The sequence below is a fragment of the Gemmatimonadota bacterium genome, from assembly GCA_009692115.1.
Lineage (GTDB): Bacteria > Gemmatimonadota > Gemmatimonadetes > Gemmatimonadales > GWC2-71-9 > SHZU01.
Genome location: SHZU01000008.1, coordinates 1 through 15,321, shown reverse-complemented (window position 1 = coordinate 15,321; position 15,321 = coordinate 1). Strand labels below are relative to the sequence as shown.

The following is a 15,321-nucleotide window of genomic DNA, read 5'->3' as shown; positions in this document are numbered from 1 at the left end:
GGATGACCCGGGCCCATCTCCTGATCGTCGCCGACGACGAGTCGCTGAATCGTTCGCTGACCTCGATTCGCGACACCGAAGGGTATCGGATTACCAGCCGCTTTTCGGCCGAAGGCCTCACGGAGTTCCTCGACGACAACGTGGTTGACCTGATGATCCTCGACGTCGGGCTTCCCGGCGTCGACGGGCTGTCGGCGCTCGAGTCCCTGAAACGCGATCCCCGCCACCGCGACGTTCCCATCCTCGTTCTGTCCGGCTCGCCACCCGGCGAGGTCTCGGTCGAAGCGTTAGGTCTCGGTGCCGCCGACTTCGTGACGAAGCCGTTCCGTCTCGACGATTTCCTGGCCCGGATCCGGGCCCACCTCGGGAGCGGGCACGAACTCAGCGAAGCCCGGGCCGAAGCGCGGTCGGAGGCCGAAGTAACGGCGCTCCTCAAGGAAGTCACCGCGGCGGCGTCACCGGCCGAAATCTTTCAGATCCTGGTTCGGCGGATGTCGCAGGGGCTCCGGATCGCCCGGTGCTCCATCGTGCTGGATGACGAGAACGGCGAAACGGCCACGGTCGTCGCCGCGGTCGAGAGCCCGAGTCTTCGCCATTTGACCGTCGAGCTTCGCCGGTATCCGGAGCTGCTTGGGCCGATGGTGACTCAGGAGTCGCTGTTGATTCCCGACGTCCGGGACGATCCGATTTTTGCCCCGGTGCGAGAGCTCTGGCGGGTGGAGGGCCGGCTGGTGCCGACCACGTCGGTGGCGGTCGTGCCGTTCAAGGTGAAGTCTAAACGGGCGGCCGCATTCTACCTGCGAAGCGCCGGCGACGACGCCCGCCTCGAACCGGCGGATCTGGCGTTCGCGAGCCGGGTCATCCAGGCCGCCAACGGGGTGCTCGACCGGGGCTACGACTTCGAAGAAGCGCTTCGCCGCCAGGACGGGATGCGCCAGTTGGCGGAAACGGATCCGCTGACTAGTCTGCTCAACCGCCGCGCCCTCCGGGACCGGATGGACCGCGAACTGGCCCGCGCCGAACGGAACACCTCCGTCATGTCGTGCCTGATGCTCGACATCGACCACTTCAAACGCCTCAACGATACCTACGGCCACGAACTGGGCGACCGGGTTCTGGTTCAGTTGGCGGACACTCTCCGCCGCGAGCAGCGGGCCATGGACGTCCTGGCCCGTCTGGGCGGCGAAGGGTTCGTGGTGCTGCTGCCCGAGACCGGGATCCGGGGCGCCCGAATCTACGCCGAGCGGATTCTCCGGAAAATCAGCGCCGCCACCCTCGGGAATGCCGAGTTTCCGGTGCAGATTACGGTGAGCATCGGGGTGGCGACCTACCCTGACGAACGAGTGTCCGATTCTGACTCCCTACTCCGTCTGGCCGACACCAACCTCCTCCGAGCAAAGGCGGACGGCAGCAACCGGTATCGCGATTGAGCAAACTGAAGTGCCCCCGCTGTGGGACGATGTACGACCCTCCGGCCCGATTCTGTATCAAGGACGGTTTTCCGTTGGTCCAGGAAACCAGCGCGGCGGCAGGCCCGGCTGGGGCTTCGGCCGCGAGCGGGCCCAGACCCGACCCCGCGGCGGGACTACAAGGGCGGATCATCGACGGGCGCTACGCGATCGAAAAACGGGTGGGCGAGGGCGGGATGGCGTATGTGTACCGCGCCACCGACCGCGAGACTCGCCAGCCGGTGGCCATCAAGGTCTTGATGTCGCGCCTGGCCAGCGACGCGGAATCGGTGGCCCGCCTCAAACGCGAGGCCCAACTCGCGCTCAAGCTCAACCATCCGAATTGCTGTGGTCTGCTGGCCTACGGCGAGGCCAACGGCCTTCCCTACCTCGTGATGCCATTTCTCGAAGGCGAAACGCTGTCCACCCGGGAGAACCGAGTGGGCCCGATGCCGGTCGCGGACGCGGTGGCCCTCGTCATTCAACTCTGCCGGGGTCTCCAGCACGCCCACGACCAAGGCGTGATGCACCGGGATTTGAAGCCCGAGAACATCATGCTGATCAAGGATGGCGATCGGGACCGGGCGGTGGTGATGGACTTCGGCCTCGCCAAGGAACGGATCGCCGGCCCGGAGAACAACCGCCTCACGGCCACCGGGATCGTCCTCGGAACGCCGGAGTTCATGAGTCCAGAACAGATCCGGGGCAAGCCGGCGGATCCGCGGAGCGACCTCTACTCGTTGGGTGTACTGGCGTTCGAAATGGTCAGCGGCGAACTGCCGTTCGACGGCGCCACGGCGCATGAAACCATGCTGAACCACTTGGCTGGTCGCCCCCGCCGCCTCAAAGCGGTCCGGAAGTCGGTACCCGACCGGCTCGACCAGGCGCTCGACCGGGCCATGAAGATCGATCCGGCCGATCGGTTTCAGACCATGACCGAGTTTGCCGAGGCGTTGGCCCCGATTGCTTGACGTCCGTCACTTTCCAAAGGGTGTGTCCATGAACCAGCACCGCCGTGGTTTCGCTTCCCATCTCGCCGTTGCCGCGCTCGCGACGGTGGCCGGCGCCGGCTTGACCTGGGTCGTCAGCTCTCGCCCGGCACTCGATCCGGTCACCACCCACGGCGAGTGGGTCTATATCAAGAAGCCCGCCGGCGACTCGGTACGGGCGTACGTCGCGTATCCGGAGCGGAGGGACAATGCCCCCGCCATGATCGTGATTCACGAAATCTTCGGCCTGACCGACTGGGAACCCACGGTCGGTGACCGGCTCGCGGCCAAAGGATTTGTGGCGATCGTGCCCGACATGCTGTCATCGCGGTGGGGCGTTACGCCGCCCAATCCCGATTCCGGCCGGAAACTGATGACGCAACTCACGCCGGACGGGATTACCGCCGACCTCGACGCCGCCTTCGGCTACGTCAGCACGCTTCCGAGCGTCAGGAAAGGCAACGTTGGAGTGATGGGGTTCTGTTGGGGCGGCGGCCAAACCTTCCGCTACAGTACCAACAATCCGAAGCTCCAGGCGGCCGTCGTGTGTTACGGCCCGAACCCCGACACGACGACGCTGAACCGGATCAAAACGCCGATTCTTGGTGTCTACGGCGAGAACGACAATCGGATCAACAGCATGCTTCCGACCGTTGGACGAATCATGAAGGACCTGGGCAAGCCATTCGTCGCCGATAGCTATCCCGGCACCGGCCACGGTTTCCTCAAGCCCGGCCGGAAGGGCTCCGACACCGATCAGGTCGAGCGCGCCTGGAGCAACATCGAAAAGTTCCTCCACGACAAGCTGGGCAAGTAAGTGCTGCCGATGATCGAGGTCGACCCGAGTACCGGCATGAGGGCGGCCTGGCTGGCGCTCCTGGCGGGTGGCGCGGGGTGCGGCTTCACGCCGCTCACCAATAAGGTCGGGGTGGGCAGCGAGGCGTTCGTGGTGGTCGTCGGCCAGGGACGGGACGGCGCGGTCGATCTCTTCGCGGCGCCAGCCGAGGGCGGCCGGTTCTACCAATTCACCTTCAATCTGTTGGTGGAGTCGAATCCGACGGTGGGCCCGTCGGGCACCCAACTCGCCTTCCAGCGCCAGGCAACCGGTCAGCCGGCCGAGGTCGTTACCCTCAATTTGCACAACGGTACGGAGCGGGCCCGAGCGCTGCCTCCCGAGGCCGGATCAGTGGAGCGAATCGGCTTTGGATCGACCGACGATTCGGTGGTGGTGGCCACGACGGGCGGCCTCTATCTGGTCAGCACGGCCGGCGTCGAGCCCATCTCAGGCGCCCCGGCGGCGAGGCTCGACAGCCTGACCTACGAACGATTGGGAGACCCCGGGTTCGCCAGCCTCCGGCCCTGCCGCACCGGCACCGGCTGGTGCGTCGCAAAGCCGGACGGCCAGGAGACAGCCCTGGCGGGTGACGCCAGCGATCCGATTCGGTGGGGCGACGCCGCCATGGCCTACCTTCGGAACGGCACCATTGAAATTCGGCCGTTAGGCGGCGGGAGGGTCCGGCAACCGACCTGGTCCCACCAACCGCCCGGCCTCGGGCAACCGAGCCATCATCCCGGCAGTCCTCGCCGGTAGCGGGGTCAGGGCCCGGCGGCGGGTGGTCGGGCTGCGGCCACCGGACTCGGCCTGTTCCACGGCGCGAAAATCGGCAACAGCAGCATTCCAGGAACCGCCGCCACGAGCGTAATCAAAAAGAACACCGGCCACCCGGTCGACTGGGCAATCCCGCCGGCCGGCGCAACCAACAGGTCCCGGCTCACCCCCATCACGCTCGACAACAGCGCATACTGCGTCGCCGAGAACCGGATACTGCAGAGACTCATCAAGAACGCGATGAACCCGGCGGCCACCAAACCGGTACAGAAGTTCTCGACGACGATCGTGGCCACCAGAAACGGATAGTTCTTCCCCGCGAGCGCCAATCCGTAGTAGGCCAGGTTGCTCAGCGCCTGGAGCAGACCGACGACCCAGAGGGCCCGGTTGATCCCGACCCGGGCCACCAACGCCCCGCTCGCCAACGCCCCGACGATCGTGGCGACGATGCCGAGTCCGCCCTGAATGGCGCCGACGTCGGTCTGGGTAAAGCCGACATCGAGCAGGAACGGGGTTGCGATACTCGCGGCCAGATAGTCCGGCAGCTTGTAGAGGACGATGAACAGCAGCACCAGCGCCGCCTGCTTCACACCGGCCCGCCCGATGAACTCCCGGAACGGGAGCACCACCGCATCCGCAAATGTGGCCGGCGCGGGTTCGGTTGGTACCGGTTCCGGCGCCCAAATCGCGGCCGCGATTCCGACGAGCATCAGCGCCGAGAGGACCAGATACACCAACGACCAGGGCATCCAGTCGGCCAGCACGAAGGCGAGCGCGCCGGTGGCCAGCAACGCCACCCGGTAGCCGGTGACCCAAATCGCGGCCCCGGCTCCGGTTTCGCGTTCGGCCAGGACATCGGTCCGGTAGGCGTCGATGACCAGGTCCTGCGATGCGCTGAAGAACGCGATCATCAAGGCATTGACCGCGAGCAACTGAAGACCGAGCCGGGGATCCTGGAGCGACATCGCGGCGATGGCCAGCACGAGGCCGACCTGGGTGATGACCAGCCAGCCGCGCCGCCGGCCCAGAAACGGCGGCACATAGCGGTCGAGTAGCGGCGCCCAGATCCACTTGAGCGAGTACGGCAGAGCCACCAGACTGAACAGTCCGATGGTGGTGAGATCGATCTGCTCGACCCGCATCCAGGCCTGCAGAGTTCGGCTCGTCAAATAGAGCGGCAACCCGGAGGCGAACCCCAGCAGGGCCAGCACCACCATCTTCCGCTGCCCGAACACCGGCGGCTTCACGAGCCGGCGGACCTCTGCTCGGCCTTGGCGACGAGGGCGGCGGCGGCCAAGTCACCCGTCACATTGAGGACCGTCGCCGCCAGGTCCGGAATCACGTCGACCGCAATCAGAATCCCAATTCCTTCGGGCGGCAAGCCGACCGCGACGAACAGCGGCGTCAACATCAGAAACGCCCCCCGCGGCACGCCGGGCGCGCCGAACGCCAGAAACACCCCGGCCACCGCGATCAAGGTGACCGCGGAGAAACTCAGGTCGACCTGATAGAACCACCCGACGAACAGGGCCCCGACGACCCACACCGGCGGCGCGGCGAGCTTGAACGTCGAGACCGCGAGCGGCAACACGAAACCCGACACCCGCTTCGGAATCCCCAATCCCTGCTCAGCCGCTTCGACCAGTGCCGGCAGCGAAGCAATCGAGGAACTCGAGCTGATCCCGATCAGTTGGACGGGAAGCGCCGCCTTCGCAAAGGTCCGGATCGGGATGCCCGCGCCGATCGCGACCACCGGATAGAGAAGCAAGGTGAACGCGAGGCACGTAGCGCAGTAGGCGGCGATATAGAACCCGATCGCGCCGACGGCACTCAAACCGGTCCGGGCCGCGAGGGTGAACATCAGGGCAAAGATCCCCAGCGGCGCCACCGCGATCACCCACCCGACTATGACCAACATCGTCTCGGACAGGGCTCGAAAGAACCGAAGCAAGGTATCGCGGGCCTCGGTTGGCGCCCGCACGATGGCGAGGGCCAGGATGATGGTGAACACTACCAGGGGGACCACCGCGCCATCGGCGGCGGCGGCGAATGGATTGGTCGGCACCAGGGTGGTCAGCCATTGACTGAACGAGACGGCCTGCCCGCCCGCCGCCAACTCCTGCGCGGCCTCGGCGGCGCCGGGCGGCAACGGCGGCGCTTGGTTCGGATCGCGCGGCAATAACTTGAACACTTGAGGAACCACCGGAACGACCAACGCTGCGGTACCGGCCAGCAATCCGAAGAAGGCCAGCAGGGTCCGGCCTCCGATCCGGCCGATCGACCGAGTCTCGGCCGCCGAGGCCACCGCGGTGATCACGAGTGAAATGACCAGGGGCAGGACCGTCATCCGGATCGCATTGATCCAGAGCGTGCCGAGCGGCCCCAGGACGTCGACGCCGCGAAGCAGGGTGGTATTGCCCGATGCCGATGCGGCCGCGCCGATCAGCAAGCCGGCCACGAGGGCGATCAGGACACGAGAGTTTTTCATCCGGGTATCGGGCGGGCGCTGATCGCGTCCCACGCGGCCTCGAGGGTTGAAGTGGCACTAGGGTGATCGGGCGTCCATTCTCGGGCGGCAATCCGTTCCACGGCAAACGCCACGACCGCCAACCAGATCGCAGCCCATAACTCCGCTGACCCGGGGCGAACCGCCCCTTCTTGCTTTCCGGTGGCCACCAGTTGGGTCAGGTGCTCCCGAAGGTCACGGGCCAGCAGATGGGTTTGATCCTCGAGGCTCGGCCCATCGGGCCGGCGGAGCATCATCAGCACGATCGCGGCGTCTTTCGGCACCTGCTCGGCCAGCTGGCGGGCAATCCGGGCCAGCCGTTCCTTGGTCGGCACCCGAACCCCATCGACCGGGCGGATCACGCCCGAGCCCCACTTGAGGGCATGACGGTACGCTTCGTTGAAGAGCGCTTCCTTGCCGGCGAAATGCCGGTAGATCGTGGCCTCGGCGGTTTCGGCCCGGGCGGCGAGGTCGAGGGTGGTGGTACCCCGGTAGCCGGTCGTGGTGAAGAGTTCCAAGGCAGCCCGGACCAGCCGCTCGCGGGTGGCGATGGCGTCTTTCCGGATCGGGGTTCGGGCGGGGACGGTCATGGCCGGACAATTCTACTGCGGCCCAAGCGGGGCCGCTTGGCCGCGGTTAGCTTAGGCGAAAGGGGCCAGCCAATTTCGGGTTGTCTTCGGAGCGAAACTGGCGGGGTGGAATGGAACCGGACTTTCAGGCGCTGTGGCAGGAAGCTCTGCCGTGGAGCGCCTTCTTCAATCAGGGTATGGATCAGCGGACGCTGTGGGACGGGGTCTACCGCCACGTCAAAATCCCCGACTGGGCCATTGCGGCGGCGGCCCAGCAGGACGGCCTTCATCTCTTAGTGATTACCGAAGATTGGTGCGGCGACGCCGCGAACACGGTGCCGGTGCTGGTGGCGCTGGCCGACCGGGTCCCGGGCCTCAAACTTCGGATTCTTCCCCGCGATCAATACCCGGCCCTGATGAACCGGTACCTGACCGACGGATCGCGCTCGATCCCGATCGTCATCGGCCTCGACCAGGACTTCCGGGAGTTGGGGCATTGGGGCCCCCGCCCTGCCGAACTCCAGGCGTGGGTCATGGCCCACAAGGCCACGATTCCAACGGATCAGCGGTATGCGGAAGCCCGCCGGTGGTACGCCCGGGACAAGGGCGAGTCGACCCTTCGTGAAGTCCTCGCCGCCATCGAATCTTAGAAGGCCCAGCCGGTTCCCATTGAAAAATTGAAACCGTGCGGGCCCCCGGCAAAATTCATGGCGAGCACGGCCGATCGAAGAATCCGGACCGCCAGCCCGCCGCCGCCGCCGAACTGAGTCGTCCGGCCCTTCAGGATCGAGCGGGGATCTTCCGCGCCGGCATAGTCGACGAACCCGAGCACGGTCACGGCGCCCAAGTCTCCGGCGTTCAGGAGATCGTGGCGAATCTCGGCACTGAACAAGGCCACGTCGGTGCCGGTCAGGGCCCCGGCCGGAAAACTTCGGTGACCGTCCGCCCCGGCCAGGTTGAACTCTCGCTCCCATCCGGGCACCACGCTCAAGGCGCTGAGCGGCGCCCGCCCCTCCCGGGTGATGACCAGACCCCGGCCCGCCAGCACAGTACCCTCCCGAAGGGAGACGTAGCCCCGCACCTGGGCGTAGGCAAAGCCGTGCCACGATTGGTCGTCGGTCACGCCTAACGTTTGTTCCCGGCCGCTCCCGGCGCCTGCGCCAACTTCGGCCAGGATTCCGTTCGAGGGGGTAAACTCCCGATCCCGGGTGTCGAAAACCAGGGCCGGCCTGAGCGTGAAGTTGGTCCGGCCAACCGGCGCGGCAAACCGGGTCCTGAAAAGCGTGGTGCCGTCCAGTGCACTGAAGCGGGTGTGATCCAAGAACGCCCCGAACGCCAACCGGAGCGGCCCCGTGAGCGTGCGGGTTACCTCGGCGCGGGCCAGGTATCGGCTCCGATGAACCCGGAACTGCTCGGCATTGGGATCGGCGGAATTCGCGGCGGATTCGAGATCCCGCCCAACCCCAAAGTACCCAAATCGGCCGGTCCGCTCGGCGCCGACGTCGGCCTGGAAGCGCCACCCGGGCTTGAGTCCAGGCAGCCGGAGTTCGATCCGGCCCAGCCGGCCGCCTAACGTTCCGATCCCGGCCTCCACCGACACCGCGCCCCGGAAGGTGAGCGGGTTGATCACGTCCACTTGGTCGCTCTTGCTCAGGAAATACGGGGCGTTCTGGGTCCACTGCAACCGGCCCACGAACATGACTCCGTCACCGGGATTCCCCATGAGGTAGGGGAAATTGCTCGCTTTCCACGGTTCCTGGGCCAGAGCCGGCTGGGCCACCAGCATCAGCAGAACCGCCCACCCCAGTGGCCTCATGCGCGATCGAACAGCGAAGCCGAATCGTACAGCTTGGCCTCCCGGGCATCGGCGGCGGCGTATTGGGACGGGTAGAGCGAGGCCCCGCCGAAATCGCCCGCCTTGGTGACGGCGTAGAAGTTGAGCTGATACCGGGGCCGGCCCCGCTCGGTGAGCAGCCGCGGCGGGGTCAACGCCACCACCCGTTTCAGCGCCGCCAGCGCGGCATCGGCCGGCTTCAAACCCTGACGCATGAATTCGACCACCAGAAACCCCCCGCAGCTCATGATGTTCGCCTCACCGAGACCGGTGGAGCCGGCCGCCCCGATCAGGTTATCGGTGTATTGTCCCGCGCCGATGATCGGCGAGTCACCGGCGCGTCCCGGAATCTTGAAGGCCAGGCCGCTGGTGGTGGTGATCGACGAGACATCGCCCCGTTCGTTGACCAGGTTCATGTTGATGGTCCCGGTCGGCCGGTTCCCGACCGGCTCGTTTGCAGCCACATCGACATAGTCGTCGGCCTGGCCCCGGTTGGCCCGCCACCGAAGCCAGATCTCCCGCGAGGCCGGCGTCAGCAGATCCTCTTCCTTGAAACCATAGGACAAGGCAAACCGCTTGGCGCCCTCGCCGACCAGGAGAATATGGTTGGTGTATTTCATGACCAGACGGGCCACTTCGCTCGGGGTCTTGATCCCCTCGAGGCAGGCCACCGCTCCGGCCCGCTTGGTGGGCCCGTGCATGCAACTCGCGTCGAGTTGGACCACGCCCTCTTCGTTGGGCAGGCCGCCGTACCCGACCGAATTGTCGTTGGGATCGAGTTCCTGGATCTTGACCCCTTCCACCCCGGCGTCGAGGGTATCGACGCCCTGTTTCATCAGCTCGATGGCCCGGGCCACCCCCCGGATCCCATTGGCCGACGACACCGCCGCCAACTTCGAGGCGGTGGACCGGAGGATGGCCGGCGCCGGAAAGGCCGACTGAGACTCGAACGTCGGCACGGCCACCGCCGCGGCGGCAACGCCCAGAAAGGTGCGGCGGTTGAGGGAATCGGTCACTGGACGCTCCGCGAGGCGAGAATGGGTCGGCGGTCCGGCAGAGGAATGTGGTCGATCACCGGCCCCGGTTAAACTTGCCCCGTTGGAAGCGGATGCGATAGGTTCCGACCCATGACTTTGGGGAAGAACTTCTTGCCGGGCCCTACCGGCGTCCATCCGGACCTGCTCCAGGCCATGGTGGCGCCGATGTTTGCCCACTACGGGCCCCGAATGCGCCCGTTTCTTGAGGAAATCCAACCCCAGCTGCGGGCGATGTTCGGGACCAGCCAACCGGTCTTCACGGTTACCTGTTCCGGAAGCGGGCTGCTCGAGGCTGCGATCCGGAACGCGGTGCGGGAACGGGTCTTAGTCGTCGTGACCGGGTATTTCGGCGAATACTGGGCCCAAATCGCCGAGCGGTGCGGTAAGGAGGTCACCCGGGTTCACATCCCGATCGGCGGAACCCTGGAAGCCGCCCAACTGACCGCATTTCTCGACGGCCCCGCGGTCGACGCCGTGGCGGTGGTTCATTCGGAATCGACCTCCGGCGCTCTGGCCCCACTGGCCGAGTTGGCAGCGGCCGTCAGGCAGCGGCCCAACGTGCATTTTCTGGTGGATGGCGTCAGTTCAGCCGGCGGAGTTCCGATCGAGATGGACCGGATCGGGATCGACTTCATGGTGACCGGCTCCCAAAAGGCGCTGGGCCTTCCTCCCGGCTTGGCGTTCGGGGCGGTCAGCCGGCGGTTGGCCGAACGGGCGGCTTCGATGGACGACGCCGGCTTCTATTTCAGCGTGACCCGGTGGGTCAAGATGGCCGCTAACTACCAACTGGCCGAGACGCCGGCCCTCCCGCTCTTCATGGCACTGGTGGCTCAGCTTCGGCGGATCGAGGCGGCGGGCGGGTGGGCGCCGCGGTGGGAGCGCCATCGGCTCCTGTCCGCTCGGTTCAGCTCCTGGGCCGCGGAGCGGGGTCTCGACCTCCTGGCTCGGCCCGAGAGACGGACCCCGACGGTGTCGGTCTTTCGGCCCCCGGCGGGGCGCGCCGCAGCCCCGATCGCCGCGGCGCTCGAAGTCCAGGGCTTTCTGGTGGGACAAGGGATCTCGGCCGACCAAGGCCAGATGATCAGAATCGGCCACATGGGCGATATCGAGATCGAACACTTGGATGCCCTGCTGGCGACCCTTGAACCCTTGATCTCGTAAGGCCGGGACGGTGATCATTCCCGGTTTCCGCGACGGAGACGCTCATGCATAGTTCCCTGAAACCCACCATCCTGGTACTCCTCGGCCTGGCCGTGCTGGTCTGCCCGGCGGCGGCCCAAAAACGCCGCCGGATCGAGTTTACCCCATTCGTCGGCGGCTTGATCCCAACCGGCCAACTCGGGGCCATCCGGGTTCCGGGGCTCGGGTCCACTCCAATTCAGGTCACCGGGGAGATGTTGACCGGCGGCGGGTTCGGCGGCCGGGCCACGGTGTATGGCACCGGGCGGCTCGGGGTCGAGGGGACCTATTTCAGGTCCGGCAACGACATGCGGATTGCGGTGGGGCCGTTCAACCGGACCTTCGACGCCAACGTGCAGGGCGGCTCGCTCAAGGCGGTCTTCGAGGCCACCACCGGCGGCACCGGAACCGACTTGGTCCTGAGCGGCGGCCTGAGCGGCATCAAGCACGGCGGCACGGTGTTCGACTTGGCCTCGGACCAGCTCGACATCGGCGGCGTGGTCGGCGGGGGTCTTCATATCGCGATGTCGTCGATGGTTACCCTCCGGTTCGACGGTGATCTCTACGTCTACCGGTGGAGCGCCGGCCCCGGCTTTGGGCCGCAGACCCAGTCCGACTTCATGATGACGGCCGGCCTCGGCGTCCGTTTGGGACGTTAGGCACTCAATGCGGCTGCTGGCCAATTATTTCCTCCGCGGGCTCCTGATCACGGCGCCGGCGGCGCTCACCTTCTACCTCTGTTGGCTCGCGATCCGGTGGGCCGATTCCCTCGTAGGCACCACCATCCCGGGCGTCGGCATCGTCAGTGCCTTGGCCGCCGTCACCCTGATCGGCGCCCTGGCCTCGAACCTCGTCACCAAGGCCCTGCTCGGCACCACCGACCGGTTGCTCGCCAAGCTCCCGTTCGTCCGCCTCCTGTACACCAGCATCAAGGATTTGCTCAACGCGTTCGTCGGCGAGCAACGGCGGTTCAACCGGCCGGTCCGGGCCCGGATCGGTGACGGCGCCGCTGAAGTCTACCTGCTCGGCTTCCTGACCTCCGAATCGTTAGGCCATCTCGGGTTGGCCGAGCAGGTGGCGGTGTACGTCCCCTTTTCCTACAGCATGGCCGGCCACATTCTGATCCTGCCTGCCGATCGAGTCACCCCGCTCGCGGTGGACTCCGCCGACGCCATGGCCTTCATCGTCTCCGGCGGGGTTACCCGGTCGGCGCCGAAAGCTGCAGCGCCCCCGGCTTAACGGACCTCCGCGGGCTGCGTCCAACCGGGTGAAGCAACTCAACCAAGAACCCGAAGGAGTTCCCAGTGAAGACGCTAACTCGTTATGGCACGATCGGTTTGCTGGTGACCCTGGCGGCCTGCAACTCGGAAAGCACCGGCCCCGGATTGACCCCGATCGCCGATCTGGCCATTACCCGGGACGTCGCCGCCCAGTCGGCCGACGCGACCGCCGAAGACGTCGAGCTGATGGGCGGCCCCACCGGCCAGCTAGGGTTCGGGTTTGCCGCCGGCCTCGCGGCCGAAGATGACGCCCCGTTCCGCTGCGGGACTCACACCCGCCATCTCTTGACCATCGTTCGCACCTGCACCTTCAAAGACGCCGCCGGTGCCACCCAGAGCAACTACCATCCACTCACCACCGCCGCCGCCGCCATTCATGCGGAGATCACCGGGAAGGTCGAGCGGGAGAACTGGAGCGCGGAGGTGGAGCGGATTCGGGACCTCACGGTGACGGGGCTTGCCGGCGTGGAAACCAGCCGCACCTGGAACGGCACCGGCACCGGCAAGTCGACTCGGTCGAAGCACACCGAGAACGGTGAGAACCGAACCTACGACGTGTCCTGCTCGAGCACCCGGACCAACGTCGTGGTGAACCTGCCGCGAACCGAAAACCGCTGGCCGGCCTCGGGCACCATCAGCCGGAATTGCACCATCAAGATCACCGGGGGGCCGAATGACGGGAAAACGGTCAGCCGCGTCGTGGTCATCACGTTCAACGGAACCCAGTTGGTGCCGATCACGGTGAACGGGAAGCCGTTTATGCTGGATCTCAAGACCCGGAAGATTGGGTAGGGCTCGGCGCTCGGCGCTCGGCACTCGGCACTCGGGGGGGGCGGGCTTGGGCCCGCCCTTCTATTTTATCTGGATGCGGTCACTCACTACGCTGGACTTCGACAATACGTTTGCTCGGTTGCATCCGGCATTCTATGAAGTGGTGGATCCGACGCCGCTTTCGGAACCCCACGTTGTGGCGTTCAATTCGGACGCGGCGGGGCTGATCGACCTGGACCCGGGGGCGGCGGGCGACCCGGAGGCGGCGCGGTATCTGTCCGGGGGGCGGCGGTTGCCGGGGGCGGAGCCGGTGGCGGCGCTTTACGCCGGACACCAGTTCGGGGTGTGGGTTCCCCAGCTCGGCGACGGGCGGGCCATCCTGCTCGGCGAGGTCCGCAACCGCCGGGGCGAACGGTGGGATCTTCAGCTCAAGGGATCGGGGCAGACCAAGTTCTCGCGGATGGGCGATGGGCGGGCGGTCCTTCGGTCCACCATCCGGGAGTATCTGGCCTGCGAGGCCATGCACGGGTTGGGAATCCCGACCACCCGGGCGCTGGCCATCGTCGGGAGCCCGGACCCGGTGTACCGCGAAACGGTCGAAACCGCGGCGACCGTAATCCGGATGGCGCCGACCCATATCCGATTCGGCAGTTTCCAGGTCCTCGCGGCCCGCGGACTGACCGAGCGGATCACCGAACTGGCCGACTATGTCATCAACCATCACCATCCCGAGTTGGCCGGCCTGCCCGACCGGTATCCGCGGTGGCTCGAGATCGTCGTGACCCGGACCGCCGAGTTGATGGCGGATTGGATGGCGGCCGGCTTTGCGCACGGCGTCATGAACACCGACAACATGTCCGTCCTCGGCCTCACGCTCGACTACGGGCCGTACGGATTCCTCGAGGAGACCGATCCCGGATTCATCTGCAACCACAGCGACCATGAAGGACGGTACGCCTTCGGCCAGCAGCCGGCGGTGGGGTTGTGGAACCTGGCCCGGTTTGCCGAGGCTTTGTTGGACCTGGTCTCAGCCGATGACGCCAACGCGGCGTTGACCCGCTATGCCGGCGTGTTCGAGGCCGGCTACGGCCGGCGGATGCGGGAGAAGATCGGCCTTCAGGCTGAACAACCGGATGATCCAGCCCTGATCGCGGAGATGCTCGGGTTGATGGCCGCGAATCGGGTCGACTACAGCCGGTGGTTCCGCCGGCTGTCGGAACCTGCCACGCTCCGGACCGAAATCCATGGCCTGGAACGATTCGACGCCTGGGCAGCCCGGTACACTGCTCGCCTCACGGCAGAGGATTCCAACCCGACCGAGCGCCGGGCCCGAATGAACCGGCGAAACCCGGCGTTTGTGTTGCGGAACTACTTGGCGCAGCGGACCATCGAACGGGCTGAGCAGGGTGACTTCTCCGAGATCGCAAAGCTCCACGGCATCCTTCGAAATCCGTTTGTCGACCGCGCCGAGGATGCCGCCTACGCCGAACCGGCGCCCCCGGGTGATCGAGGGATCGTCGTCAGCTGCTCGTCCTGAGGCTCACCGCGAGCCGAAGGTGTCGCAATCTTCGACCCGCCCCGACTTGAAGCCGCGGATGAACCACCGGGCGCGCTGCTCCGAGGATCCGTGGGTAAAGCTTTCGGGATTCACGTACCCCTGCGCCTGCTTCTGAATCCGATCGTCGCCGACGGCTGACCCCGCGGCGAGTCCTTCGTCCACATCACCCGGTTCGAGAATGCCCATGGCGGCGGTCTCTTGTCCCCAGACACCCGCCAGGCAATCGGCCCACAAATCCATCGAGACCTGGGCCTGGTTGGCAGCGCCCGGATCTGACTGTTGGAGCTGGCGAACCTTGCCCTCGACGCCAAGCAACGTCTGCACGTGATGGCCGATCTCATGGGCCAGATCGTTGCGCCGGAGCGGGTCATCCGAGAGTGGAACTTGCCAGGGCTCGACCAGGCTCACCGAGATCAGGGCCGTGAGGCCCATTCAAGCCGCCGATCACGGCCGGCTTGGGCCACCCGGGGCCCAATTCGAGAATGACCCATACGAGGGCGGTCAGGGCGACCACAATCGCCAGCCCGGCCAATTCGAGGCG

16 protein-coding genes are annotated in these 15,321 nt (G+C 66.4%); 10 read left to right on the top strand and 6 right to left on the bottom strand.

Features of this window, described 5'->3' with window-relative positions; genetic code table 11:
• The first annotated feature begins 2 nt into the window (after positions 1-2).
• From EXR94_10270 to EXR94_10255, 4 genes are read left to right on the top strand one after another with little or no spacing between them, the layout of a single operon-like run.
• The gene (locus tag EXR94_10270; protein MSR03104.1) at positions 3-1,430 is read left to right on the top strand and encodes a diguanylate cyclase; all 1,428 of its coding nucleotides are present in this window, start codon (positions 3-5) and stop codon (positions 1,428-1,430) included.
• A complete protein-coding gene (locus tag EXR94_10265; protein MSR03103.1) occupies positions 1,427-2,419 on the top strand; it encodes a serine/threonine protein kinase in 993 nt (330 codons plus the stop codon). The genes EXR94_10270 and EXR94_10265 overlap by 4 nt, the downstream gene beginning before the upstream one ends.
• Before the next feature lie 28 nt (positions 2,420-2,447).
• On the top strand, positions 2,448-3,254 hold the full coding sequence (locus EXR94_10260) for a dienelactone hydrolase family protein (GenBank protein ID MSR03102.1): 807 nt from the start codon (positions 2,448-2,450) through the stop codon (positions 3,252-3,254).
• A 36-nt stretch (positions 3,255-3,290) separates the two neighbouring features.
• The gene (locus tag EXR94_10255; GenBank protein ID MSR03101.1) at positions 3,291-4,028 is read left to right on the top strand and encodes a hypothetical protein; all 738 of its coding nucleotides are present in this window, start codon (positions 3,291-3,293) and stop codon (positions 4,026-4,028) included.
• A gap of 5 nt (positions 4,029-4,033) precedes the next feature.
• On the opposite strand, the gene EXR94_10250 is transcribed toward EXR94_10255, so the two are convergent.
• From EXR94_10250 to EXR94_10240, 3 genes are read right to left on the bottom strand one after another with little or no spacing between them, the layout of a single operon-like run.
• Positions 4,034-5,263: an MFS transporter gene (locus tag EXR94_10250; protein ID MSR03100.1), complete on the bottom strand. Its 1,230-nt coding sequence runs from the start codon at positions 5,261-5,263 to the stop codon at positions 4,034-4,036.
• Positions 5,264-5,289: 26 nt separating this feature from the next.
• Positions 5,290-6,534: a dicarboxylate/amino acid:cation symporter gene (locus EXR94_10245; GenBank protein ID MSR03099.1), complete on the bottom strand. Its 1,245-nt coding sequence runs from the start codon at positions 6,532-6,534 to the stop codon at positions 5,290-5,292.
• A complete protein-coding gene (locus EXR94_10240; GenBank protein ID MSR03098.1) occupies positions 6,531-7,142 on the bottom strand; it encodes a TetR/AcrR family transcriptional regulator in 612 nt (203 codons plus the stop codon). The genes EXR94_10245 and EXR94_10240 overlap by 4 nt, the downstream gene beginning before the upstream one ends.
• 110 nt (positions 7,143-7,252) lie before the next feature.
• Between EXR94_10240 and EXR94_10235 the strand changes: the two genes are divergently transcribed.
• On the top strand, positions 7,253-7,771 hold the full coding sequence (locus EXR94_10235; GenBank protein ID MSR03097.1) for a thioredoxin family protein: 519 nt from the start codon (positions 7,253-7,255) through the stop codon (positions 7,769-7,771).
• Here EXR94_10235 and EXR94_10230 read toward each other — a convergent pair.
• Positions 7,768-8,937: a hypothetical protein gene (locus EXR94_10230; protein ID MSR03096.1), complete on the bottom strand. Its 1,170-nt coding sequence runs from the start codon at positions 8,935-8,937 to the stop codon at positions 7,768-7,770. The genes EXR94_10235 and EXR94_10230 overlap by 4 nt on opposite strands.
• Positions 8,934-10,127 carry an asparaginase gene (locus EXR94_10225; GenBank protein MSR03095.1) on the bottom strand — a complete coding sequence of 398 codons (1,194 nt, stop codon included), beginning with the start codon at positions 10,125-10,127 and terminating at the stop codon, positions 8,934-8,936. Before EXR94_10225 ends, EXR94_10230 begins: the two co-directional genes overlap by 4 nt.
• Here EXR94_10225 and EXR94_10220 point away from each other — a divergent pair.
• The 5 genes from EXR94_10220 to EXR94_10200 all read left to right on the top strand — a co-directional run bounded on the left by EXR94_10220 (position 10,083) and on the right by EXR94_10200 (position 14,759).
• Entirely contained in the window at positions 10,083-11,153 is a 1,071-nt protein-coding gene (locus tag EXR94_10220; GenBank protein MSR03094.1) for an alanine--glyoxylate aminotransferase family protein, read from the top strand. The genes EXR94_10225 and EXR94_10220 overlap by 45 nt on opposite strands.
• Positions 11,154-11,197: 44 nt before the next feature.
• Positions 11,198-11,830, top strand: a complete 633-nt coding sequence (locus tag EXR94_10215; protein ID MSR03093.1) for a hypothetical protein — start codon at positions 11,198-11,200, stop codon at positions 11,828-11,830.
• A gap of 7 nt (positions 11,831-11,837) precedes the next feature.
• Positions 11,838-12,410 (top strand): DUF502 domain-containing protein, encoded by a 573-nt coding sequence (locus EXR94_10210; protein ID MSR03092.1) that lies wholly within the window; start codon positions 11,838-11,840, stop codon positions 12,408-12,410.
• A gap of 65 nt (positions 12,411-12,475) precedes the next feature.
• Positions 12,476-13,243 carry a hypothetical protein gene (locus EXR94_10205; protein MSR03091.1) on the top strand — a complete coding sequence of 256 codons (768 nt, stop codon included), beginning with the start codon at positions 12,476-12,478 and terminating at the stop codon, positions 13,241-13,243.
• Positions 13,244-13,316: 73 nt separating this feature from the next.
• On the top strand, positions 13,317-14,759 hold the full coding sequence (locus EXR94_10200; GenBank protein ID MSR03090.1) for a YdiU family protein: 1,443 nt from the start codon (positions 13,317-13,319) through the stop codon (positions 14,757-14,759).
• A gap of 3 nt (positions 14,760-14,762) precedes the next feature.
• Here EXR94_10200 and EXR94_10195 read toward each other — a convergent pair whose 3' ends face one another.
• Positions 14,763-15,212: a hypothetical protein gene (locus tag EXR94_10195; protein ID MSR03089.1), complete on the bottom strand. Its 450-nt coding sequence runs from the start codon at positions 15,210-15,212 to the stop codon at positions 14,763-14,765.
• Positions 15,213-15,321: the final 109 nt, after the last annotated feature.